The sequence below is a fragment of the Paraburkholderia caffeinilytica genome (assembly GCF_003368325.1).
GTDB lineage: Bacteria > Pseudomonadota > Gammaproteobacteria > Burkholderiales > Burkholderiaceae > Paraburkholderia > Paraburkholderia caffeinilytica.
The window spans coordinates 2,914,157-2,937,497 of the sequence record NZ_CP031467.1 but is presented as its reverse complement, the minus strand read 5'-3'; the positions used below and the strand labels follow the sequence as shown (position 1 = coordinate 2,937,497).

23 protein-coding genes and 1 pseudogene are annotated in these 23,341 nt (G+C 63.1%); 19 read left to right on the top strand and 5 right to left on the bottom strand.

The genetic code is table 11. From position 1 onward, the window contains the following. Nucleotides 1-9: 9 nt before the first annotated feature. The 4 genes from DSC91_RS29430 to DSC91_RS29415 all read right to left on the bottom strand — a co-directional run bounded on the left by DSC91_RS29430 (nt 10) and on the right by DSC91_RS29415 (nt 4,596). Complete coding sequence (locus DSC91_RS29430) at nt 10-972, bottom strand: substrate-binding domain-containing protein (protein WP_115782081.1); 963 nt, start codon at nt 970-972, stop codon at nt 10-12. An 83-nt stretch (nt 973-1,055) separates the two neighbouring features. Continuing rightward, nucleotides 1,056-2,069, bottom strand: a complete 1,014-nt coding sequence (locus DSC91_RS29425) for an ABC transporter permease (protein WP_115782080.1) — start codon at nt 2,067-2,069, stop codon at nt 1,056-1,058. Further along, complete coding sequence (locus DSC91_RS29420; RefSeq protein WP_115782079.1) at nt 2,050-3,537, bottom strand: sugar ABC transporter ATP-binding protein; 1,488 nt, start codon at nt 3,535-3,537, stop codon at nt 2,050-2,052. Before DSC91_RS29420 ends, DSC91_RS29425 begins: the two co-directional genes overlap by 20 nt. A 3-nt stretch (nt 3,538-3,540) precedes the next feature. After that, on the bottom strand, nt 3,541-4,596 hold the full coding sequence (locus tag DSC91_RS29415; protein WP_373291882.1) for a LacI family DNA-binding transcriptional regulator: 1,056 nt from the start codon (nt 4,594-4,596) through the stop codon (nt 3,541-3,543). 376 nt (nt 4,597-4,972) lie between these two features. Between DSC91_RS29415 and DSC91_RS29410 the strand changes: the two genes are divergently transcribed. The 6 genes from DSC91_RS29410 to DSC91_RS29385 all read left to right on the top strand — a co-directional run bounded on the left by DSC91_RS29410 (nt 4,973) and on the right by DSC91_RS29385 (nt 10,240). After that, nucleotides 4,973-5,626: a protein-L-isoaspartate O-methyltransferase family protein gene (locus DSC91_RS29410; protein ID WP_115782077.1), complete on the top strand. Its 654-nt coding sequence runs from the start codon at nt 4,973-4,975 to the stop codon at nt 5,624-5,626. 77 nt (nt 5,627-5,703) lie between these two features. Then, entirely contained in the window at nt 5,704-6,027 is a 324-nt protein-coding gene (locus tag DSC91_RS29405; protein WP_115782076.1) for a rhodanese-like domain-containing protein, read from the top strand. A gap of 316 nt (nt 6,028-6,343) precedes the next feature. Then, the gene (locus DSC91_RS29400; protein WP_115782075.1) at nt 6,344-6,817 is read left to right on the top strand and encodes a DUF2844 domain-containing protein; all 474 of its coding nucleotides are present in this window, start codon (nt 6,344-6,346) and stop codon (nt 6,815-6,817) included. Between the two features lie 31 nt (nt 6,818-6,848). Then, entirely contained in the window at nt 6,849-8,177 is a 1,329-nt protein-coding gene (locus DSC91_RS29395; RefSeq protein ID WP_115782074.1) for a DUF3443 domain-containing protein, read from the top strand. A gap of 141 nt (nt 8,178-8,318) precedes the next feature. Further along, on the top strand, nt 8,319-8,768 hold the full coding sequence (locus tag DSC91_RS29390) for a DUF2844 domain-containing protein (RefSeq protein WP_115782073.1): 450 nt from the start codon (nt 8,319-8,321) through the stop codon (nt 8,766-8,768). A 29-nt stretch (nt 8,769-8,797) separates the two neighbouring features. Next, nucleotides 8,798-10,240, top strand: a complete 1,443-nt coding sequence (locus tag DSC91_RS29385; RefSeq protein ID WP_308422838.1) for a DUF3443 domain-containing protein — start codon at nt 8,798-8,800, stop codon at nt 10,238-10,240. 89 nt (nt 10,241-10,329) lie between these two features. On the opposite strand, the pseudogene DSC91_RS38355 reads toward DSC91_RS29385, so the two are convergent. Continuing rightward, a pseudogene (locus DSC91_RS38355) lies at nt 10,330-10,487 on the bottom strand (omega-aminotransferase AptA); the annotation flags it as partial. A 306-nt stretch (nt 10,488-10,793) separates the two neighbouring features. On the opposite strand from DSC91_RS38355, the gene urtA reads away from it, so the two are divergent. From urtA to ureG, 13 genes are all read left to right on the top strand, one after another. Then, on the top strand, nt 10,794-12,092 hold the full coding sequence (gene urtA, locus DSC91_RS29375; protein WP_115782071.1) for an urea ABC transporter substrate-binding protein: 1,299 nt from the start codon (nt 10,794-10,796) through the stop codon (nt 12,090-12,092). Nucleotides 12,093-12,274: 182 nt separating this feature from the next. After that, nucleotides 12,275-13,900 carry an urea ABC transporter permease subunit UrtB gene (gene urtB / locus DSC91_RS29370; RefSeq protein ID WP_115782070.1) on the top strand — a complete coding sequence of 542 codons (1,626 nt, stop codon included), beginning with the start codon at nt 12,275-12,277 and terminating at the stop codon, nt 13,898-13,900. 1 nt (nt 13,901) lies between these two features. Beyond that, a complete protein-coding gene (gene urtC / locus DSC91_RS29365; protein WP_115782069.1) occupies nt 13,902-15,110 on the top strand; it encodes an urea ABC transporter permease subunit UrtC in 1,209 nt (402 codons plus the stop codon). Further along, nucleotides 15,107-15,970 (top strand): urea ABC transporter ATP-binding protein UrtD, encoded by an 864-nt coding sequence (urtD, locus tag DSC91_RS29360; RefSeq protein ID WP_115782068.1) that lies wholly within the window; start codon nt 15,107-15,109, stop codon nt 15,968-15,970. Before urtC ends, urtD begins: the two co-directional genes overlap by 4 nt. A gap of 73 nt (nt 15,971-16,043) precedes the next feature. After that, the gene (gene urtE / locus DSC91_RS29355; protein ID WP_115782067.1) at nt 16,044-16,736 is read left to right on the top strand and encodes an urea ABC transporter ATP-binding subunit UrtE; all 693 of its coding nucleotides are present in this window, start codon (nt 16,044-16,046) and stop codon (nt 16,734-16,736) included. A 181-nt stretch (nt 16,737-16,917) separates the two neighbouring features. Beyond that, nucleotides 16,918-17,799 (top strand): urease accessory protein UreD, encoded by an 882-nt coding sequence (locus tag DSC91_RS29350; protein ID WP_115782066.1) that lies wholly within the window; start codon nt 16,918-16,920, stop codon nt 17,797-17,799. A gap of 217 nt (nt 17,800-18,016) precedes the next feature. Further along, the gene (locus DSC91_RS29345; RefSeq protein ID WP_115782065.1) at nt 18,017-18,820 is read left to right on the top strand and encodes a transporter substrate-binding domain-containing protein; all 804 of its coding nucleotides are present in this window, start codon (nt 18,017-18,019) and stop codon (nt 18,818-18,820) included. Between the two features lie 162 nt (nt 18,821-18,982). Further along, on the top strand, nt 18,983-19,285 hold the full coding sequence (ureA, locus tag DSC91_RS29340) for an urease subunit gamma (RefSeq protein ID WP_063495016.1): 303 nt from the start codon (nt 18,983-18,985) through the stop codon (nt 19,283-19,285). A 17-nt stretch (nt 19,286-19,302) separates the two neighbouring features. After that, nucleotides 19,303-19,608, top strand: coding sequence for an urease subunit beta (locus DSC91_RS29335; RefSeq protein WP_054041797.1), 306 nt, complete (start codon nt 19,303-19,305; stop codon nt 19,606-19,608). A 55-nt stretch (nt 19,609-19,663) separates the two neighbouring features. Continuing rightward, nucleotides 19,664-21,370 (top strand): urease subunit alpha, encoded by a 1,707-nt coding sequence (ureC, locus tag DSC91_RS29330; protein ID WP_115782064.1) that lies wholly within the window; start codon nt 19,664-19,666, stop codon nt 21,368-21,370. 3 nt (nt 21,371-21,373) lie between these two features. Next, a complete protein-coding gene (ureE, locus tag DSC91_RS29325; protein ID WP_115782063.1) occupies nt 21,374-22,006 on the top strand; it encodes an urease accessory protein UreE in 633 nt (210 codons plus the stop codon). Continuing rightward, nucleotides 21,993-22,673 carry an urease accessory protein UreF gene (locus DSC91_RS29320; protein ID WP_115782062.1) on the top strand — a complete coding sequence of 227 codons (681 nt, stop codon included), beginning with the start codon at nt 21,993-21,995 and terminating at the stop codon, nt 22,671-22,673. Before ureE ends, DSC91_RS29320 begins: the two co-directional genes overlap by 14 nt. A gap of 11 nt (nt 22,674-22,684) precedes the next feature. Beyond that, a complete protein-coding gene (gene ureG / locus DSC91_RS29315) occupies nt 22,685-23,338 on the top strand; it encodes an urease accessory protein UreG (RefSeq protein ID WP_115782061.1) in 654 nt (217 codons plus the stop codon). The last annotated feature ends 3 nt before the right edge of the window (nt 23,339-23,341 follow it).

Sequence of the window (23,341 nt, the reverse complement as noted above, 5' to 3'; positions counted from 1 at the left end):
TGCCCAGGATCAGAACGGCGAGTCAGGAAAATAGAACTGCTGCGCGTTTTCCTTCGTGATCAGCACCGAGGGAATGATCGTGGTCGGCGGCAGTTTGTCGCCCTTCAGACGCGCTTCGGCGGTGAGTTTGATCGCGTCGTAGATGAATTTCGGCGAGTACGAGACGTCCGCCTTGATCATCGGTGCGCTGTCCATCACGTTCTTCACCATGCCCTTCGAACCCGCGCCGCCGAACACGATCTTGATGTCGCTGCGCCTGGCCTGCTCGATCGCCTTGAGGACACCCACGGCCATGTCGTCGTCCGCCGCCCAGACCGCGTCGATGTGCTTGAAGCGCGTGAGATAGTCCTGCATCACCTTGAAAGCATCGTCGCGATTCCAGTTCGCGTACTTCGCATCGAGAATCTTGATGTTCGGATACGCCTTCAGCACGCCCGTAAACGCGGTCCAGCGTTCGTTGTCGAGCGTTGTCGGAATGCCTCGCAGCGCGACGATGTCGCCCTTGCCGTCGAGCGCTTTCGCCAGATACTCGGCGGGAATCTTGCCGAACGCGGTGTTGTCGCCCGCTACATAGGCATCCTGAGCGCTGGTGTCGGTCAGGCCGCGATCGACCACCGTCACGTACACGCCCTTCTTCTTCACCTGGGCAACCGGCTGCGTGAGCGAGGCCGATTCGAACGGGAAAATCACCAGCGCGTTGATCTTGTTCACCGTCACCAGATCCTGCAACTGGTTCGCCTGTTCGGGCGCACCGGCCGCGGTCTTCACGATCACCTTGAGATCGGGATGCGCTTTCTCCAGATCGGCTTTCGCCTTGTTCGCCCACCAGACAATGCCGCCCGTAAAGCCGTGGTCCGCTGTCGGAATCGCGACGCCCAGCGTGACCTTATCATCGGCACGCGCGACACCTGCCGTGCCCAATATTCCCAACGCCAGCATGCCGGCGCCGACCGCTCGAATGACCTGCTTCATGGTTGTGTCTCCAATTGTGAGGCGTTCATGCGCCCCGATTCTGGAACTTGCCCTTGTATTCCTTGAAGCCCAACGCGCACTACCTACCGCCGTCCACGCTGCACGAACGCGACGAAGATAATCACGACGCCCTGCACCGCCGCGTTCAGATACACGCTGATGATGCTGGTCAGATTCAGAATATTGGCGATCACCGAAAGCAGGATCGCGCCGATCACCGTGCCGACCACGCGCCCTTCGCCGCCCTTCAGCGCGGTGCCGCCCACCACCACCGATGCAATCGCCTCGAGCTCCCAGAGCAGGCCGGTGGTTGGCGTGGCCGAGCCTAGCCGCGGCACATACAGCACCGTCGCCACGCCGACGCAAATGCCGAGCAGAACGTACGTCACGATCTTGACGGTATCGACGCGAATCGCCGCGTAGCGCGCGACCTGTTCGTTCGAGCCGATCGCCTGCACGTGGCGGCCGAACGCGGTGCGATTGAGGATCAACGCGCCGCCCGCTGCAACCACCAGAAACACCCAGATCGGCACGGGCACGCCAAAGAGGCTCGCGTAGTAAACGGGCCCGTACAGGTCTGACAAGGAGTTATCCAACGTCAACGCGCCGCCGTCCGCGAGCCATGTCAGCACCGCGCGAAAAATGCCCAATGTGCCCAGCGTGACGATGAACGGTTCAATGCGCCCTTTGGTAATCAGCAGGCCGTGCGCGCAGCCGAACAAACCGCCGAGCACGAGCGCGAACACCATGCCGAGCGTCACGATCAGCAAAGGCGCGAACGTATGGCCGCCGACGCCTGCGGCGAGTCCGTTCATCAGCCAGATCATGCTGCCCGCGATCAGCGCCGCCATCGACCCGACCGACAGATCGATGCCGCCCGAAATGATCACGAAGGTCATGCCGACCGCGATGATGCCGATGAACGACGTGCGCGTGAGCACGTTCATCAGGTTGTCGAGCGTCGCGAAATCGCGGTTGAGCAGCGTGCCGACGATGCACAGCAGGATCAGCCCGACGAGCGGCCCGAGCGCATACAGGCGATGCGCAAAGCGCAACGCACGGCCGGATTGGACGGCTTCAGTGGGTGCCGGTCGCATGGGCGATCAACTCCTCTTCGGTCAGGTGTTCGAGCGTGAGCGTGGTTTGCAGGCGTCCCGCACGCATCACGGCGACACGATGGCACAAGCCGATCAGCTCGATCAGTTCGGATGAAATGACGATCACCGCGCGGCCCTGCGCGGCAAGACGATGAATCAGGAAATAGATGTCGCGTTTCGCGCCGACATCGACGCCGCGCGTCGGCTCGTCGAGCACGATCACGTTCGGATCGGGCTGCAGGAACTTGGCGAGCGCGAGCTTCTGCTGATTGCCGCCGGACAGCATGCGCGCACGGCTCGACAGATCGCCGGTGCGGATGCCGAAGTCGCTCACCGCTTTCGTCAACGCCGCGCGCCCCGCTTTCATGTCGAGCAACGGATGGGCGTAGCGTTCGAGCGTCATTAGCGTGACGTTGTCCTGCAGGCTCAGATTCACATGCAAGCCCTTGCCTTTGCGGTCTTCGCTCAGATATGTGAGACCGTGGCGCATTGCGTCGCGCGGGCTCTTCAGATCGGCGCGGCGGCCGGCGATCTCGATGCGGCCCGCCGTGCGTTTGCGCAGGCCGATGAGCGCTTCGAATGCTTCAGTGCGGCCCGCGCCGACGAGGCCCGCGAAACCGAGCACTTCGCCGGCGCGCACGTCGAAGCTCAGATCCTCGACCCAGTTCGGCACGGCGAGGCCTTCTACCTTTAACGCGATCCGCGCGTCGGCAGGCACCGTAACCTTGTCGGGAAACATATCGGACACGTCGCGCCCGACCATCAGATTCGCCATCTGCTGCCGCGCGAGCGCCGCCGTTTCGCTGCGCGCCACAAAGCGTCCGTCGCGCATCACGATCACTTCATCGGTGATGCGCTCGACTTCATCGAGTTTGTGCGAGATGTAGACGATGGTCACGCCGTCGGCTTTCAGCTTCGCCATCAGCGTGAAAAGCCGTTCGGTTTCGGACGGCGTGAGCGTGGCGGTCGGTTCGTCCATGATGAGCAAACGTGCGCGCCGCGACAGCGCCTTGGCGATCTCCACCATCTGCTTTTCCGCGACGATCAACTCGCGCACTATCGTATCCGGCGCTTTCTCGAGGCCAACCTGCGCAAGATAGCGCGCGGCTTCGGCGCGCATTGCAGCGTCGTCGACGAACCAGCCGCGTTTCTTTTCATGACCGAGATACATGTTCTGCGCGATCGTCAGATGCTCGGCGAGATTGAACTCCTGGTGAATCAGCACGATGCCGGCCGCTTCCGCGTCGCGCGAACCGATGAACTGCTGCGCGTGGCCGTTGACCAGCAAGGTGCCCGAGGTCGCCGTCTCGTAGCCGGCGAGAATTTTCATCAGCGTCGATTTGCCCGCGCCGTTCTCGCCGAGCAAACCGTAGATACGCCCCGGCGCCAGATCGAAGCTCACCCCGTGCAACACGCGCACCGGCCCGAAGTCTTTGCGGATATCGTCGAAGCGAACGGCGAGACTCATGGCTTAAGCGCTCCCGCGGATCACGAGCCGATGCGGCAACAGCACGCCCGGCACGTTCGCCAATGGATTCGCGAGCCGTTGCAGCAGGAGGCGCGCGGCGGTTTCGCCGAGCTCGCGCATCGGCTGGGCGATGGTGGTGAGCGGCGGATCGACTTGCGCGGCGAGCGAAATGTCGTCGAAACCGACCACCGCGACATCGTCCGGCACGCGCTTGCCGACGCTGCGCAAGCCGTGGATCACGCCGATCGCCAGCGTGTCGGAGACGGCGAAGATCGCGCTCGGCGCCGCGTTGGATGCATGCGGCTGCTGCATCAGCAAGGCCGCAGCCGATGCGCCCGCCTCGTAGTCGAGACTGTTGAGGTTCATGCGCCAACGCTCGTCCGGCGTGATGCCCGCTTCGCTCAACGCGTCCAGATAGCCTTGCTGACGCTGCCGCGCGTACAGATAGTCGACATCCGAATTGATCAGCCCGATGCGCCGGTGGCCGCGCGCGAGCAGATGCCGCACGGCGTCGCCCGCCGCCTGGTAGTTGTCGATGCCCACGTACGGCACGCCCATCGCCGGGTCGAACTCGCAGCACGCGACCCACGGCAACGCGCTGGATTCCTCGCCGAGCGCCTGCTGGATGGTGGCGGGATCGAGGCAGATCGCGCCGTCCGCGCGGCGGCGGCGCAGCAGATCGAAGTAACTGCGCTCGCGTCCCGGATCGGCGCCCGTGTCGCACAGCAACATGAAATAGCCGTGCTGGCGCGCGACGCTGTCGATGCCGCGCACGATCTCTGCATAGAAGGGGTTGCCGACGTCGGGCACCATCGTCAGCAGCAGGCGGCTTTCGGCGGTCCGCAGGTTGCGCGCGAGTTCGTTGACGCGATAGCCGCTGGCGTCGACCGCTGCCAATACCTTGTCGCGCGTGGCAGGCCGCACGTTCTCGTGGCCGTTCAGCACGCGCGACACCGTCGCCACCGAGACACCCGCCTGCTCCGCCACCTGGGCAATCGACAGGCCCTCGGCCGGACGCTGCGGCTGAGTTTCAGGCTGCGGGCGCACTGTCGACGACAGCGACGCCGCCGCAGGAACCGCTTTGGGCACCGACTTGGACAAGTGATTTCGCCTCGAAAATGTAATCGATTACATTCTTGAGCGATGAAAGCGGGAATCGCAAGGACGGATCGCTAGGGATTAATACGGGGTCAAGCAGGCATGGCGAGAGCCGGTCCAGGGTATGGCCCGGCGGCGCTGTACCCGCGGCAGCGTGGATTCGCACCGCCATTTGGTACAATCCCGCAGTTACCGCGCCGCGGCCTGCATACCGGGGCAGTACTGCCGGGCTGTACTGCCGGTTTGTGCCCCGGAGCCACGCCCGGAGTCCTACCCCGAGGCCGCCGGTCAGCGGCAAAGAATCGCAAACTCGCCAAACCACACTGCCGAATCCACCATGAACATCGAGCAAGCGCGTTTCAACATGATCGAACAGCAGATCCGCCCCTGGGAAGTGCTCGACCAGGACGTGCTGAATCTGCTCTCGATCGTCAAGCGTGAAAACTTCGTCCCCGCCGCCTACCGCGATCTGGCCTTCGTCGACTTCGAAGTGCCGCTGCCGGCCGGCCAGCACATGCTGGCGCCGCGCGTCGAAGCACGCGTGCTGCAGGAACTGGCAGTGAAGAAACACGAAAGCGTGCTCGAAATCGGCGCCGGCTCGGGTTACATGGCCGCCCTGCTCGCGCATCGCGCGCAACACGTGCTGACGGTCGACATCGAACCGGAACTGGCTGAACTGGCAAAGAACAACCTGATCGCCAACGGCGTGCTGAACGCCGAAGTCGTCACCGGCGACGCCTCGCGCGGCTGGGCCAACGCCGCGCCGTACGACGTGATCTGCGTGTCGGGCGGCCTGCCGGTGCTGCCGCAGGAAATTCTCGAACACCTGAAGATCGGCGGCCGTCTGGCGGCGTTCGTCGGCACCGCGCCGGTCATGAAGGCACAGATCATCACGCGTATCGACGAGAAGCAGTACCGCATTGCCGACGTGTTCGAAACCTATGTCGAACCGCTGATCAATGCCGTGCAACCGCCGCGCTTCAAGTTTTAATTCGCACCTTTTGCACTTTCTGCACGTTTTTCCGGACGGCTGGCGCGCCGCCGTCCTTTGAACCGGATGTCCTGCTGATGCAAAATCTGACCGCTCCCGCGCTCGCCGAATGGCTTGCCGATCAATCGCGTCCCGCACCCGTGCTGCTCGACGTGCGCGAACCGTGGGAAATCCAGACGGCGTCGATCGCCGGCGCCGTGTCGATTCCGATGCGTGAGATTCCCGCACGCAGCGAAGAACTCGACGACGACGCGCAAATCGTCTGCGTATGCCATCACGGCGCGCGCAGCGCTCAGGTCGCGATGTTCCTCGAATCGCGCGGCCATACCAACGTCTTCAATCTGCAAGGCGGGATCGACGCGTGGTCGCGCCAGGTCGACCCGACCGTTCCCACCTATTGATTGCTCGGTCGCGATGATCCGTCGGCGGCTGCCGACGGTGCCGTAGCCGTAGCCGTAGCAATACCTCTTCCATCCTTTCTACATTTCAGTGCTTCCGCCCTGGCGTTCAGCGTTGGGGCTATCGCGGTCGTCCGCCGTTGTCAGCAGCCATTTGTCTTATGCAAACGCTTGTCCGACCCCACAAGATAGGACAATTTAAGACGAAATCGGCACGGCGCTTTCATTAAGACCATTCTCGTCATCGCCTCGGAAGTTTCTTGCGGTTTCCTAAGTGCCCCACAGGCACCATGCTCCGATTATTTTTTCGGAGCGCGTAATGAAACTTCTGAGGATCGCAATACTGGCCGCAACGCTTTTGCCGCTCGTATCGCGCGCAACGTTGGGCGGCGCTCCAGGCGCCGGCACGTCTTCCTCGCCGACGACACTGCGTGCCGCACCGCAATCCTCCCCCGCTCCAGGCGCGGCTAAGACAACAACCGCCGCGCCCTACACCCTGCGCGAGTCGCGTGACGCCAACGGCGTCACGATCCGCGAATACGTGTTGCCCAGCAACGTCGTATTCGCGGTGACGTGGGCAGGACCGATCCGTCCGGACATGATTGCGCTCCTCGGCAGCTATTTCCCCACCTACGTCAGCGCCGCAGAAAGCCGTGCGCGCGGCACCGGGCCGCTAGTCGAGGGCAGTGACGACTTCCGCATCGAGTCGGCGGGCCGTTTGGGGCGCTTCACCGGCGCAGCCTATTTGCCCCGCCTGATGCCCGCCAACCTGCGCGCGGGCGATCTGCAGTGAGATGAACGCCGAGTTACGGAAAAATCAAAAGATGAAGACTCTTAAGAAGACGCTATGGATCATCATGGCAGGGGCGAGCGTCGCCCTTGCCGCGTGCGGTGGCGGCAGCAGCGATGGAAATGGCAAAGGCGGCGCCCTCGGCTGGAACGCCACGCCCGACTGGATCAAGCCGCCCAATGGGTCGGGCGGTACGGGCGACACCGGCAACGCGAGCAACATCAAGACCGACAAGAACAATACGGTGCCGATTCGCGTCGACAACTCAATGGGCGGCATCAACAGTTTGTTCGCCTCGATCACCGTGTGCGTCCCGGGCACGCCGCAAAGCGCCAGCCAATGCGCGACCGTCGACCGGATGCTGGTGGACACCGGCTCAACCGGCGTACGCATCGCGGCCAGCGCAATTCCGGCGCTGAACCCCCAGTTGCTCACGCAAATCGGCGCACTCGACGACACACCCGACGGCGCTTACCGTGGCGGCGCCTACCCGATCGCCGAATGCATGCCGTTCGCTTCCGGTTTCACATGGGGGTCGGTCAAGCGTGCCGACATCACAATCGGCAGCAGAACGGCGAGCCACATCCCGATCCAGGTGATCGGCGATGGAGCGTTCAATACGCCGTCAGATTGCATTGCGCACGGCGGCGCCGATCTCAGCACCGTCAAAAGTCTCGGCGCCAACGGCATTCTAGGGATTGGGCACGGCACCTACGATTCCCTGGACGCAGTGCAAAGCGCGGCGCCTGGGCTCTACTACTATTGCTCGTCGCAGAATTCGTGCACCAGCACGCGCATGATTGCCACCAAGGAGGTGATGAATCCTGTTGCCGCATTCAACGCCGATTACAACGGCACGGTCATCCGCTTGCCGGCCGTGCCCGCCGGCGGTCAGGCCAGCGTTACGGGGCAGCTGATATTCGGTATCGGCACACAGGCGAACAACGCACTGCCGGCCAATGCCAACATCTTTGCGGTGGACAAGTACGGCAGCATCACGACCCAGTATCAGGGGAACGTGTTCAACATGAGCGCGATCGACAGCGGCACCAATATCTACGCCTTTCCCGATAGCTCGATAGCTACCACCTCGGGTTGGTACACGCCATCGAGCGCGCTCAACCTGACTGCGACCATGGAAGCAACCGATGGCTCCAGCGCGCCTTACAAGCTGACTTTCCCGATCGACAACGTCCTTAACCTGACGGCAAGCGGCAACGCCGCGTACAACAACGTGGGGGCGTACTTCTCGTACAACCGCATGTTCCTCTGGGGCCTGCCGTTTTTCTATGGCCGCAGCGTGTACACGGTGATCGGAACCAACAAGATCGGCACGCGTACAGGACCGTTCGTCGCGTTCTAACGATTTTCAGATGTGGTACGGGAGGCGACGCCGTGAGGCGCTGCCTCCCGTCGTCGTTTCTGACTTTGCATTGGGATTTTTCGCCCACTCTCATTAATCGCCCGAAGGCAACATGCTCCGACTTGTTTTTGGAGCAATGTGATGAGATTTGTAAAGATCGCGCTGGCTGCCGCGGCACTGCTGCCGCTTGCGTCGTATGCGGCATTGGGCGGTCCACCTGGAGCGGGCTCGGCCCCGCAGATGCTGCTCCGTTCGGCCACCTCTAATTCCTCTTCTGCCGCTGCGGCTTATACCGTGCGTGAGTCGCGCGATGCCGACGGCGTCACGATCCGCGAATACGTGCTGCCGGCGAATATCGTGTTTGCCGTCACGTGGCAGGGGCCGGTGCGCCCGGATATGGCCGCGTTGCTTGGCAGCTATTTCCCCAGCTTCGTCTCGGCGGGCCAGGCACATGCGCGCGGCACCGGTCCGTTGATCGAACACAACGGCGGCTTTCACGTTGAATCAGCAGGCCGGCCTGGACACTTCTTCGGCAAGGCGTACTTGCCACGCAGGGTCCCCACCAACGTTCGCATGGACGAACTGCAGTGAAGCGGCGTATCGATTCACGGAATACACAGATGAAAACTTTCAGCAAGACACTTTGCTTCGCGCTCCTGACGGCCAGTATGGCGCTATCGGGCTGCGGTGGTGGTGGTGACAACGGCGACCCGAACGCGACGAAGAACAACGAAAACCTGGCGCCGGCTCCTGGCCTGACGCCGACTCCGAGCCCGACTCCGACGCCGACGCCGACGCCCACTCCAACTCCAACTCCAACTCCAACTCCAACTCCGACTCCAACGCCAACGCCGACGCCGACGCCAACGCCAACGCCAACGCCAACGCCAACGCCGACGCCAACGCCAACGCCAACGCCGAGTCCTACTCCTACGCCCACCCCAACCCCAATCGCCGACATCAACACCGTCCCGATCACCGTCGAACGTTGGACGGGGAACTACGCCAACATGCCGTACGTGAGCGTCACGCTTTGCTTCCCCGGCGTGCAGGACAGCACGCAATGCGCAACCATCGACCACATGCAGCTGGATACAGGCTCGGTCGGTGTGCGAGTACTGGCGAGCGCGCTGGGTCAGGCACTCGCCGGCCGCCTGCCCGCGCAATCGGGCGCCACCAACGATCCGACCGGCGGCGCGCCGATCGCCGAATGCGCGGTGTTCGGCTCCGGATACACGTGGGGGCCGATCAAACGGGCCGACGTGACGATCGGTGGCAAAACGGCGGGCAATCTGCCCGTGCAGGTGATCGCCGACGGCACGTACGCCACGCCGTCAGATTGCGTTTCGCGCGGCGTCAACAACCTCGGCACCGCATCCGCGCTCGGCGCCAACGGCGTGCTCGGCATCGGCCCGGCGCAACGCGACTATCCCGCTGCGGCGCAAACCGTCTTGCCGGCGGCCTACTATTACTGCAGGTCCGCAACGTCGTGCACGAACACACGCGTCCCGCTCGACACACAGGTCATGAATCCGGTGGCCAGCTTCATCTCCGACAACAACGGCACGATCATCCGCCTGCCCGCGCTGCCTGCGGGTGGTCAGTTGCGCGCCACGGGAGAACTGGTGTTCGGCATCGGCACGCAGTCGAACAACGCGATGCCGTCGAACCCGAATATCGTGGCGCTCGATCAGAACGGTTTCTTCCAGACCACCTACAAGAGCCGTTCGTATTCGAGCGCCATCGACAGCGGCTCCAATGCGAACATCTTTGCGGATTACACGATTCCCTATTCAGATGACTGGTATACGCCGTCAACCACGCTCAGCCTGTCCGCCATCCTGACGGGCGTCGATAAGGCCGCCATGCCCGTCACCGTGCCGTTCTCACTGGGCAACGGCTCGAGCCTGGTGGCGAATCAGTATGCGGCCTACGATAGTCTTGGCTCGCCGTCGGCGGGAATGTTCATCTGGGGGCTGCCATTCTTCTTCGGCCGCAACGTCTACACGGTGCTCAACAACGTGATGATCGGCAAGCAAGCGGGGCCGTTCATCGCTTTCTGATCATCGGTAGCAGCATTCATGCGGTAAGAGAAAAACCGGCGCCGCGAGGCGCCGGCCTTTTTTCTTGCGCTAGAAAGACAGCGTCCTGCCGTCTCCCTCAACACCTCAGCCACCGTCCTGAAGATCTCATCAATCTGCGCCTCTTCAATAATCAACCGCGGCGAGAACACCTGGATGTCACCGGTATAGCGTGTCAACGCCCCCTTTCGAGGCACCGCACGAACACGTCATAAGCGCGCGCACCAGGCGGCGCATGCACAAAGGGGCAGCGACCGTGCACCGCCGACGCCCGTTGGCCGACGGACACGCTTCGTCGCGGCGCGGTACGCACCTGAACGAGGCGCGCACCCTGTTCCTGCACCAATTCTGCGCCACATTACGCATAACTCACGTGGCGCATCCCCGCGCCGCAGCACGCACCTGGCTAACTTCAAGCCGAAATTGCCGCATGGCATGTGCCTTGCAGTACACAAGCGGCAAGTCATGCGGGATATGCCCTGCTGGCTGAAATCGACGCCCATAAACAGTCACCATCAATGGCAAGGGGAAATACATGAAACGTCGTAGTCTGTTGAAGTTCGGCTCCATGTCGGGCGCATTGGCGCTTGCAGGTCAGGTTCCGTTTGCGCAGGCGCAATCGGGCAGCGGTCCGATCAAAGTAGGCATTCTGCATTCCCTGTCCGGCACGATGGCGATCTCGGAAACGTCGCTCAAGGACACCGCGTTGATGACCATCGCGGACATCAACAAGAACGGCGGCGTCATGGGCCGCAAGCTGGAACCAGTGGTGGTCGACCCGGCGTCGAACTGGCCGCTGTTCGCCGAAAAAGCGCGCCAGCTGATCACCCAGGAAAAGTGCGCGGTCGTGTTCGGCTGCTGGACTTCCGTGTCGCGCAAGTCGGTGCTGCCGGTATTCGAGGAACTGAACGGCCTGCTGTTCTATCCGGTGCAGTACGAAGGCGAAGAAATGTCGCGCAACGTGTTCTACACGGGCGCCGCGCCGAATCAGCAGGCGATTCCGGCAACCGAATACCTGATGAGCGCGGAAGGCGGCGGCGCCAAGCGCTTCTTCCTGCTGGGCACCGACTACGTGTACCCCCGCACGACCAACAAGATCCTGCGCGCGTTCCTCAAGTCGAAAGGCGTGCAGGAAGCCGATATCCAGGAGGTCTACACGCCGTTCGGCCACAGCGACTATCAGACCATCGTCGCGAACATCAAGACCTTCTCGCAAGGCGGCAAGACCGCGGTGATCTCAACCGTCAACGGCGACTCGAACGTGCCGTTCTACAAGGAACTGGGCAACCAGGGGCTGAAGGCATCCGACGTGCCGGTCGTCGCGTTCTCGGTCGGCGAGGAAGAACTGCGCGGCATCGATACGAAGCCGCTGGTCGGCAATCTCGCGGCATGGAACTACTTCATGTCGGTCAAGAACCCGGCCAACACGAAGTTCAAGGCGCAATGGGCCGAATGGGTCAAGTCGCAGAACCTGCCGGGCGGCACCAAGCGCGTGACGAACGACCCGATGGAAGCGACTTTCGTCGGCATCCATATGTGGAAGCAGGCCGTCGAGAAAGCGAAGAGCACGGACGTGGACAAGGTGCGTGTGGCGATGGTCGGCCAGACCTTCGCGGCACCGTCGGGCTTCACGCTCGAAATGGACGGCAATCACCATCTGCATAAGCCGGTGATGATCGGCGAAGTGCGTGCCGACGGCCAGTTCAACGTGGTGTGGAAGACCAAGACCGCGATTCGCGCGCAGCCATGGAGCCCGTTCATCGCCGGCAATTCGAGCAAGCCGGATGTGGTCAGTTCGATCCCGGCGTTCCTGAAGCGCTCGCGGGTAGCCTGACAGGACGGCTCGCGGCAACGGCGCGGTTAGCCGTTGCCACGAGCCGACGTGATTTCTCGGTGGATGTGTAAGACATGCCGCCCGTCACAGCGTGGTCCTAGCGCGCAGCAACCCGACGGCGCGGCAAGCGGCTCTTGAGCTCGATGCCGCGCCGCCCTGCCGGTTTTTCTTCAAAGGCCATCATGGCGTTTTCATTCCTGACCTTCGCAAGACGCAGCATCGGCAGCGTGGCGCTTGCGCTCCTCGCCAGCGCTCCGCTTGCTGCCTTTGCGCTCACCCCCGCCGACGTCGCACCGCTCGCCGGCGACGACTTCGATGCGAAATCCGCGGCCATCGACAAACTGATCGCCAACCACGACAAAGAATCGCTCGCGGTGCTCAAGGCCCTGTCCGAAGACAATGCGCTTGCCACCGATTCCGGCGCCGTGCTGTTGCAAGACGGCGATACCGCACGCGATGCGGTCACCGGCAAAACGGTCGCCGCCGGCGACGCGCAAGCGGTCACGCTGAACAACCTTCTCCGTTCGAAAGTGGCAGGCGCCCTTTCGGGCCTGCAACTCGATTCGCCTGACGCCGCCACACGTGACGCCGCGATCACCGCGTTGCTGAAAAACCCCGATCCGTCGATCAAACCGCTCGTCGACGCAGCGCGCGCGAAGGAAACCGACCCCGCGCTAAAGAAGCGCCTCGACACGCTGTGGGCCATGACCGCGTTGCACGACGCCGACCCGGCCAGGCGCCTCAAAGCCGTGCAACTGGTTGCGGCGCGCCACGATCTCGACATGAACGAACTGCTGCGTCCGCTCGTCGCGAAGAAGCCGGACGGCACCTTCAACGAAGCCGACGGCCGGGTGCGCGCCGCCGCGCAAAGCGGCATCGACGAACTCGATTCGATTCAGCGCCGCAGCCAGATCGCGGGCACGCTGTTCGCGGGCCTGTCGCTCGGCAGCGTGCTGCTGCTCGCCGCACTGGGTCTCGCGATCACGTACGGGCTGATCGGCGTGATCAATATGGCGCACGGCGAATTCCTGATGATCGGCGCGTACGCAACGTATGTCGTGCAGAACCTGTTCCAGCGCTTTGCGCCCGGCGCATTCGACTGGTATCCGCTGCTCGCCGTGCCGGCGTCATTCGCGGCAGCCGGACTGGTCGGCATCGTGCTCGAACGGCTGGTGTTGAAGCATTTGTACGGCCGTCCGCTCGAAACCCTGCTGACCACGTTCGGCGTCAGCCTGATCCTGATTCAGGCGACGCGCATGCTGTTCGGCGCGCAGAACGTCCAGGTGACCAACCCTGCGTGGATGAGCGGCGGCGTGACCGTGCTGCCGAATCTGATCCTGCCGTACAACCGGCTGGCGATCCTGGCGTTCTCGCTGATCGTCGTCGGGATTGCGTGGGCTGTCCTGACTAAAACCCGCCTCGGTCTGTTCGTGCGAGCCGTCACGCAAAACCGGCGGATGGCGGCCTGCGTCGGCGTAAAGACCGCGCGCGTCGATTCGTATGCGTTCGCGTTCGGCGCGGGCATTGCCGGCCTGGGCGGCTGCGCGCTGTCGCAGATCGGCAATGTGGGTCCGGACCTCGGCCAGAGCTACATCATCGACTCGTTCATGGCCGTGGTGCTTGGCGGCGTCGGCCAGCTCGCCGGCACGGTGATCGGCGGCTTCGGGCTCGGGCTGATCAGCAAGGCGATCGAGCCGTTCTGGGGCGCGGTGCTCGCGAAGATCGCCGTGCTCGTGCTGATCGTGCTGTTCATCCAGAAGCGTCCGCAGGGCATGTTCGCCCTCAAGGGCCGTAGCGCGGAGGCATGAGATGACATCGGCTACCTCATCGGCAACGCCGTCGGCAAACCCGTCCGCTCACGCCGGCGCAGCGAGCGGTGGCACCGCGGCCGGACGCGAAGCGCAGTCCGGCTTCGCGCTCGGCCTGCCGCCACGTCCCGCGCTGCTGTCGCGCCGCGCCTGGCTTGCGCTGATCGCGCTGATCATCGTGTTCGGCCTCGGCGTGCCGTTCGCCACGCTGGTAGTCCCGGAGACGAGCGCGCTGCATCTGTCCGCCTACGCGATGACGATTACCGGCAAGTTCATGTGCTATGCGATCGCCGCGCTGGCGCTCGACCTCGTGTGGGGCTATTGCGGCATTCTGAGCCTGGGACACGCGCTGTTCTTCGCGCTGGGCGGCTACGCGATCGGCATGTACCTCATGCGCTCGATCGGCCACGACGGCAAATACGGCAGCGATCTGCCCGACTTCATGGTGTTTCTCGACTGGCATCAACTGCCGTGGTACTGGGAAGGCACGCAGCACCTCGGCTATGCGCTGCTGCTGGTGGTGCTGGTGCCGGCGGTGGTCGCCTGGGTGTTCGGCTTCTTCACGTTCCGTTCACGCGTGAAGGGCGTCTACCTGTCGATCATCACGCAGGCGATGACGTTTGCCGCCATGCTCCTGTTCTACCGCAATGAAACGGGGTTCGGCGGCAACAACGGCTTTACCGACTTCAAGCGTATCGGCGGCTTTCCGATCACGCATCTAGGCACGCGCACGGCTCTCCTGCTGATCACCTTCGCGGTGTTGATCCTGGCCTTTATCGGTGCGCGGGCTATCGTCACGTCGAAGCTGGGCCGCGTGGTCACCGCCGTGCGTGACGGCGAAGCGCGCCTGATGTTCCTCGGCTACAGCCCGCTCGCCTACAAGCTGTTCGTGTGGACCGTCTCCGCCGTGTTGTGCGGAATTGCCGGCGCGTTGTACGTGCCGCAGGTCGGCATCATCAACCCGGGCGAGATGTCGCCGGGCAACTCGATCGAGATGGCAATCTGGGTGGCGGTAGGTGGGCGTGGCACGTTGATCGGACCGATCGTCGGCGCGTTCGCGGTGAACGGCGCGAAGAGCTTTTTCACGGCGAACTTCCCTGAATACTGGCTGTTCTTTCTTGGCCTGATTTTCGTGCTGGTCCCGCTGTTGCTGCCGAACGGCATCATGGGGCTGATCGACATGGTGACGCGCAAGAGGAACCGCTCATGAACGAAAACCCGATGGTTCCTGATCTTGCATTGCCTGAAGAGCCCGCTGAACGCTCCCTGAGCGGCGTCGCGAGCATGGGGCACGCGGTGGTGCCGGGCGAGATCGATATTTCGCACGGCACGATTCTGTACCTTGAAGACGTGACCGTGAGTTTCGATGGATTTCGCGCGTTGAATGCGCTGACCTTGTCGATCGAGGCGGGTGAGTTGCGTTGCATCATCGGGCCGAACGGCGCAGGCAAGACGACGATGATGGATGTCATCACCGGGAAAACCGAGCCGGATTCCGGCAAGGTTTTTTTGGGGCAGTCGATCGATTTGACACGGATGAACGAGCCTTCTATTGCGCGCGCCGGCATTGGGCGCAAGTTTCAGAAGCCGACCGTGTTCGAGCAGCATCCAGTGTGGGAGAACCTCGAGTTGGCGATGAAGGCTGACAAGGGGTGGCTGGCTTCGTTACGCGCCCGGTTGGACCGTGACGCGCAAGCACGGATTGAAGAGACGTTGGCTTTGATCGGCCTGGAGAGCGAAGCGCGGCGGCTGGCGGGTGAGCTGTCGCATGGACAAAAGCAGCGGCTCGAGATCGGCATGTTGCTGATGCAGCAGCCGGCGCTGCTTTTGCTCGATGAGCCCGCGGCCGGCATGACCGATGACGAGACGATGCAGTTAGCCGAGCTGCTCAATCATTTGCGCGGCACGTGTTCGATGATGGTTGTCGAACACGACATGGAGTTTGTGGCAGCGCTTTCGGGTGAAAAGGGAAAAGTGACGGTGATGGCCGAAGGGCGGGTTCTCGCTCACGGCACGCTTGATGAGGTGAAGCGGGACGAGACGGTGATCGAGTCTTACCTCGGGCGGTAATGGTCACCATCAAACCACGGCCACAATCAAACCACGGCCGCAAAAAGCCACCCGAATTCAAGGATCGACCGACATGCTAGAAGTAGAAAACCTGAACCAGTACTACGGCGGCAGCCACATCCTGCGCGACGTGAAGCTCACGGTGCCCGACGGCAAGCTCACCGTCCTGCTGGGCCGCAACGGTGTCGGCAAAACGACGCTGCTTAGATGCCTGATGGGCGTCGTCCAGACCAGGAGCGGTTCGATCGCCTGGCGCGGCACACCGATCACCAAACTGCCGACCTACTCGCGCGTGGAAAAAGGGCTCGCCTACGTCCCGCAAGGCCGCGACATTTTCCCCCGGCTGACGGTCGAGGAAAATCTGCTGGTCGGGGCCGCCAGCAAAAAAGCCCCGAAAAAAATCCCGGATCGCATCTACGAACTGTTCCCAGTCCTGAAGGATATGCGCAGCCGCCGCGGCGGCGATCTCTCGGGTGGTCAGCAACAACAGCTCGCGATCGGCCGTGCGCTGATGAGCGATCCGCAATTGCTCATTCTCGATGAACCCACCGAAGGCATCCAGCCGTCGATCATTCAGGACATCGGCCGCACGCTGCGTCAGCTGGTCGAAGAAATGGGCATGACCGTGCTGCTCGTCGAACAGTATTACGACTTCGCGAAAGAAATCGCCGACCGGTACTGGGTGATGAGCCGCGGTGAAATCGTCGCGGGCGGTGAAGGTGCGAACATGGATACGGATGGCGTGCGTGCGCTGATCGCGGTCTGACGCGCATCGGCGCGGCGATACCGCGATACTGCGATACTGCGATACCGCGTGCTATTCTCGGCGCATTCTGTGGCAATGCGGCTCGTCGTTGCTTAATGCGTTCGGGCACGCTACGCGCTAACGCGTCCGTTGCAGCGTCCACACCGCGCTCACCCGCTCATACATTCGCAAGTCCATTCGCATGTCGCTTCACGAAAACCACGCCGCGCTCGCCACCGCGCAACCCACCGCGCACTCGCAATGGCGCGCGCGCCTCGAACTCGGCTTCGTCAAGGAGGGCGGACGGACCACGCTCAGGCATCGGCTGCACGATGGGCCGTTGCGGGTTCAGAGGCCGCTCTATCCGGAAGGCCACACTATCTGCCACGCGGTGATCGTGCATCCGCCGGGCGGGATCGCGGGCGGCGATCGACTCGATATCGACGTTGCAGTGGGTGATAGCGCCCATGCGGTGATCACCACGCCCGGCGCGACCAAGTGGTACAAGTCCAATGGCCGTGCTGCGCGGCAAAATATTACGGTGCGCGTCGGCCCTCAGGCGAAACTCGACTGGCTGCCGCAGAACAACATCGTTTTCGATCACGCCAACGCGATGCTGGATTTCTCGCTGACGCTTGGCGAGGGTGCAACGGCAATTGGCTGGGATGCCACTCAACTCGGGCGGCAAGCGGCCGGCGAACGATGGACGGCCGGGCATTTGCGCGCGGTGTCGCGGATCGTTGGGCCGAATGGCGAGGCGCTGTGGCTCGAACGTGCGAGTCTTGGCGCGGAAGATCCGTTGCGGGATGCCGCGCAAGGCCTTGCCGGGTTTCCCGCATATGGAACGCTTTGGGCCGTTGGGCCGGCCTGTGACGATGCGCTCGCTGAAAGGCTCACCGCCCAGTTGCCCTTCGACGATTCGTTGCGAGCGGCGGCTTCCTGCGTCACCGAGGGAGTTGTGCTCGTCCGGGCGGTTTCGCGATCGATGGAAACGCTGCAGCGCGCTTTGACTCAATGCTGGATGCAGTTGAGGCCGGTGGTGCATGGAGTCGAAGCCGTGCCGCTTCGCATCTGGTCGACTTGAATCTGCCGACCTGAAGCGCGTGCGCTTGCCTTTCACCGTCGTAAGACGCAAGACGCACCAATGCGGGGCGCACACACGCTCCACCGAAGTGCATGCTCCCGCCTTCCGTCCCACCGGCCCATGCTGCACCGCCATGGCACATACCTTGCGTCAGAATTCCCACGATGCTGCCGCGTCCTGACGGCAGCCGACCACCCGCCACCACCGCTCGCTTAACATGACCCGATCGACTCTTCGCCCCGCGCGCCGCGCCTGGCTCGCCGCACTGCTGCTCTCGCCCGTCCTCGCCATCAACGCACCCGCCGCCCACGCGGATACGCTCGACAACATCGCCAAAGCCGGTGTGCTCAAAGTCGCGGTTCCGGAAGACTATCCGCCGTTCGGCTCGGTCGGCGCGGATATGAAGCCGCAAGGCTATGACATCGATACCGCCGCCCTGCTCGCGAAGTCGATGAACGTGAAGCTCGAACTCGTGCCGGTCAACAGCGCGAACCGCATTCCGTATCTGCAAACGGGCAAGGTCGATCTGGTGATCTCGTCGCTTGGCAAAACGCCTGAGCGCGACAAGGTCATCGATTTCTCGACGGCCTACGCGCCGTACTACCAGGGCGTGTTCGGTCCCGCCGACATCAAGGTCGCCGGCCCCGCCGATCTCACCGGCAAGACGGTCGGCGCCACGCGCGGCGCACTCGAAGAAATCGGCCTCACGCAAATGGCGCCGAACGCCACCATCAAGCGCTTCGAAGATAACAACGCGACCATCGCCGCGTTCCTCTCGGGTCAGGTGCAGTTGATCGCTGCCGGCAACATCGTCGCCGCCGCGATCCTGGCGAAGAATCCCCCGCGCCGTCCGGAACCGAAGTTCGTCATCAAGAACTCGCCGTGCTTCGTCGGCATGAACAAGAACGAAGAGCGCTTGCAGCAAAAGGTCAACGCGGCCATCGCCCAGGCCAAGCAGGACGGCACGCTCAACACGATGTCGAAGAAGTGGTTCGGCGCGCCGCTGCCGGCTGATCTGTAAGCGCGTCGTTAGCCGGACTTGGTACCGTAGCCGGCTTATCCGGCGTTGCACGCGTCGTGGCTGCGATCCTGTGTGCAGCACGCTCGCGGCCACGACGCGCAACGCCTACCCTTGTCGCAGCCGGCCCCACTGGGGACCGGCGCAACCCTACGCACACATTCGATGAAGCTGACACCTCGCGAGAAGGACAAGCTGCTGATCTTCACCGCCGCGCTGCTCGCCGAGCGGCGCCGCGCGCGCGGCCTCAAACTGAATTACCCGGAAGCGGTCGCCTTCATCAGCGCCGCGTTGATGGAAGCGGCCCGTGACGGCAAGACCGTCGCCGAGGTCATGCACTACGGCACCACGCTGCTGACGCGCGCCGACGTGATGGAAGGCGTGCCGGAAATGATCCCCGACATCCAGGTCGAAGCCACGTTCCCCGACGGCACCAAGCTCGTCACCGTTCATCACCCGATCCCCTAATCACGCAAGGCAGCCCCATGATTCCCGGCGAACTCCTCATCGACGACGGCGAACACGAACTCAACGCGGGCCGCGCCACCGTCACGGTGGTCGTGTCGAATACCGGCGACCGTCCCGTGCAGATCGGCTCGCACTATCATTTCTACGAAGTGAACGAGGCGCTCTCCTTCGATCGTGAAGCGGCGCGCGGCTTCCGGCTCAACATCGCAGCGGGCACCGCCGTGCGCTTCGAGCCCGGCCAGGAACGCACCGTCGAACTGGTCGAACTGGCGGGCGATCGCGTCGTCTACGGCTTCAACGGCAAGGTGATGGGCAAGCTTTGATGCGCCGACCGCGCACGCCTGCTCCGACCACCCTGCTCATTTCCGGACCCACACCATGACCTTACGCATTGGCCGCCGCGCGTACGCGGAAATGTTCGGCCCCACTACCGGCGACCGCGTGCGCCTCGCCGACACCGAGTTGCTGATCGAAGTCGAACGCGACTTCACGACCTACGGCGAAGAAGTGAAATTCGGCGGCGGCAAAGTGATTCGCGACGGCATGGGCCAGTCGCAACGCGTGCACGCCGACGTCGTGGACACCGTCGTGACGAATGCGGTGATTCTCGATCACTGGGGCATCGTCAAGGCCGACATCGGCATCAAGAACGGCCGCATCGCCGCGATCGGCAAGGCGGGCAATCCCGACATCCAGCCGAACGTGACGATCGCGATCGGCGCGTCCACCGAAGTGATCGCGGGCGAAGGCCTGATCGTGACGGCGGGCGGCATCGATACGCACATCCACTTCATCAGCCCGCAGCAGATCGAGGAAGCGCTCGCGAGCGGCGTGACGACGATGCTCGGCGGCGGCACGGGTCCGGCAACGGGCACCAACGCGACGACTTGCACGCCGGGTCCGTGGCATCTCGAACGCATGCTGCAAGCGGCCGATGGTTATCCGATGAATCTCGGCTTCCTCGGCAAGGGCAATGTGAGCCAGCCGCAGCCTGCTCTGGAGCAGATCGCCGCGGGTGCCATCGGTTTGAAGCTGCACGAAGACTGGGGCACGACGCCGGCCGCAATCGACAACTGTCTCTCTGTTGCCGACGACACCGACACGCAGGTCGCGATCCACACCGACACGCTGAACGAAGCGGGTTTTGTGGAGGCAACGGTAGCCGCGTTCAAGGGCCGCACGATTCACACGTATCACACGGAAGGCGCGGGCGGCGGCCACGCACCGGACATCATCAAGGTCTGCGGCGAAGCGAACGTGCTGCCCTCGTCCACCAATCCGACGCGCCCCTACACCGTCAACACGCTCGAAGAACATCTCGACATGCTGATGGTGTGCCACCACCTGGACCCGTCGATTGCGGAAGATATCGCCTTTGCCGAATCGCGTATCCGTCGCGAGACCATTGCTGCCGAAGACATCCTGCACGACCTCGGCGCGTTGTCGATGCTGTCGTCGGATTCGCAGGCGATGGGGCGCGTGGGCGAAGTGATTATCCGCACGTGGCAGACCGCTCACAAGATGAAGGTGCAACGCGGCGCGCTGCCCGAAGACAGCGCACGTCACGACAATTTCCGTGCGAAGCGGTATGTCGCCAAGTACACGATCAACCCGGCCATCACGCACGGCATCTCGCATGAAGTCGGTTCGATCGAGCCAGGCAAGTGGGCCGATCTGGTGTTCTGGGAACCGGCATTTTTCGGCATCAAGCCTTCGCTGATCCTGAAGGGCGGCATGATCGCGATGGCGCAGATGGGCGACCCGAACGCGTCGATTCCGACGCCGCAACCGGTCCACTATCGCGAGATGTTCGCGACGCGTGGCGGTGCGTTGGGACGCACGTCCCTGACCTTCGTTTCGCAGCTGGCTGCGGATGCGGGCGTCGGCGAACGCTATGGCCTGAACAAGCGTATCGTTGCTGTGAAGAACTGCCGCAACATCACGAAGGCCGACATGATTCACAACGCGTGGCGCCCGGCGATCAGCGTCGATCCGGAAACGTACCAGGTCATCGCGGACGGTCAGTTGCTGACCTGCGAGCCGGCCACCGTACTGCCGATGGCGCAGCGTTACTTTCTGTTCTAAACCATGCGCACCATCGACAAACTGATCGCGCCGCATCTGAAACTGGCGCCTGTGCTGGTGAAGCGTGCGCCGACCTTGACGCTCGCTTTCGATGACCGCCGCAAGAGCCGTCTTGCGGCGACGCTCGATAACGGCGAGGAAATCGCGCTGCTGTTGCCGCGCGGCACGGTGCTGCGCGACGGCGATGTTCTGGTCGCCGACGATGGCGGCCTGGTGCGCGTGGTCGCCGCAGCCGAAGCGGTGCTGTACGTTCGCGCGAAAGATGCGCTGACGTTGACGCGCGCCGCCTATCACCTCGGCAATCGCCACACGCCGGTGGAAGTCGGCGCGGACTATCTGAAGCTCGAATACGATCCGGTGCTCGCCGATATGCTCAAGCGCATCGGCGCAAGCGTGGATCAGGTGTCGATGCCGTTTCAGCCGGAATCCGGCGCGTATGGCGGCGGACACAAGCATGGTCACGATGAGACCTTTGCTGAAGACTATGCGTTGGCGCAGCAGGTGTTCGGCGAGCATCATGGGCATTCGCATGATCATGAGCATGACCACGACCATTCGCACGATCACAAAGACAACGATCACGTCCACGACGAATCGTGCAACCACGGGCATCATCATCACCATGCGCATCGCTGAACTCACAGCGTTGCTGCATCTCGCGTCGCCGGCATTGCCGATCGGCGCGTTCAGCTACTCGCAGGGTCTCGAAGCGGCGATCGAAGCGCAACTCATCACCGACGCCGACTCCGCACGCGATTGGATCGCGAGTGGTTTGACCGACGTGCTTGCGCGCGGCGAGCTACCGTTTCTTGCGCATCAGATGGAACGCTGGCGCGCGCACGACGCCGACGGCCTGAAGGAAGCGAACAGCGAATTCCTGGCAAGCCGCGAATCCGCGGAACTCAGACGCGAAACGGAACAGATGGGCTGGTCACTGAGACAGCTATGCGTCTCGCTGGAATGGGGCGACGCCGAGCGGCGCACGACGCTGGCATCGCTCAAGCCCTTGGCCCAACCCACGGCTTTCGCATTCGCCGCTTTCGCCCACGACGCAGCGCCGGACGCCGCTCTTGCGGCCTACGCCTTCAGCTGGGTGGAAAACCAGGCCGCCGCCGCATTGAAGGCGGTGCCGCTCGGCCAACTCGCCGGCCAGCGCATCATCGTCGCATTGCGCGAGCCGATCGACGCCGCCGTCACGCGAGCCCTGGCCACCTCGCCCGACAACATCAACACCTTCGCGCCGCAATTGGGCATTCTGTCGGCGCGTCACGAGTCGCAGTATTCGCGGCTCTTTCGCTCTTAAAACGATCCATCATGAACGCACCTCATCATCCCGCTCATCCGCCTGCCCGCACGAAGAAACTGCCGCCGCTGCGCGTGGGCGTCGGCGGCCCGGTCGGCTCTGGCAAGACCACGCTGCTCGAAATGCTCTGCAAGGCGATGCGCGAACAGTACGACCTCGTCGCGATCACCAACGACATCTACACGAAGGAAGACCAGCGTCTGTTGACGGTGGCAGGCGCGTTGCCGGCCGAACGGATCATGGGTGTGGAAACGGGCGGCTGCCCGCATACGGCGATTCGCGAAGACGCATCGATCAACCTCGAAGCCGTCGACCGCATGCTGACGCGTTTCCCCGATGCGGACATCGTATTCATCGAATCGGGCGGTGACAATCTCGCGGCGACCTTCAGTCCGGAGCTGTCGGACCTGACCATCTACGTGATCGACGTGGCCGGCGGCGAAAAGATTCCGCGCAAAGGCGGCCCGGGCATCACGAAGTCAGATCTGCTGGTGATCAACAAGACCGATCTCGCACCGATGGTCGGCGCGAATCTGGACGTGATGGCTTCGGATGCCAAAAAGATGCGCGGCGAGCGGCCCTTCGTGATGTGCAATCTGAAGGCGCTCGACGGGCTGGACGTGGTGGTGAAGTTTATCGAGAAGAAGGGGCTATTGAAGGCCTGAAGC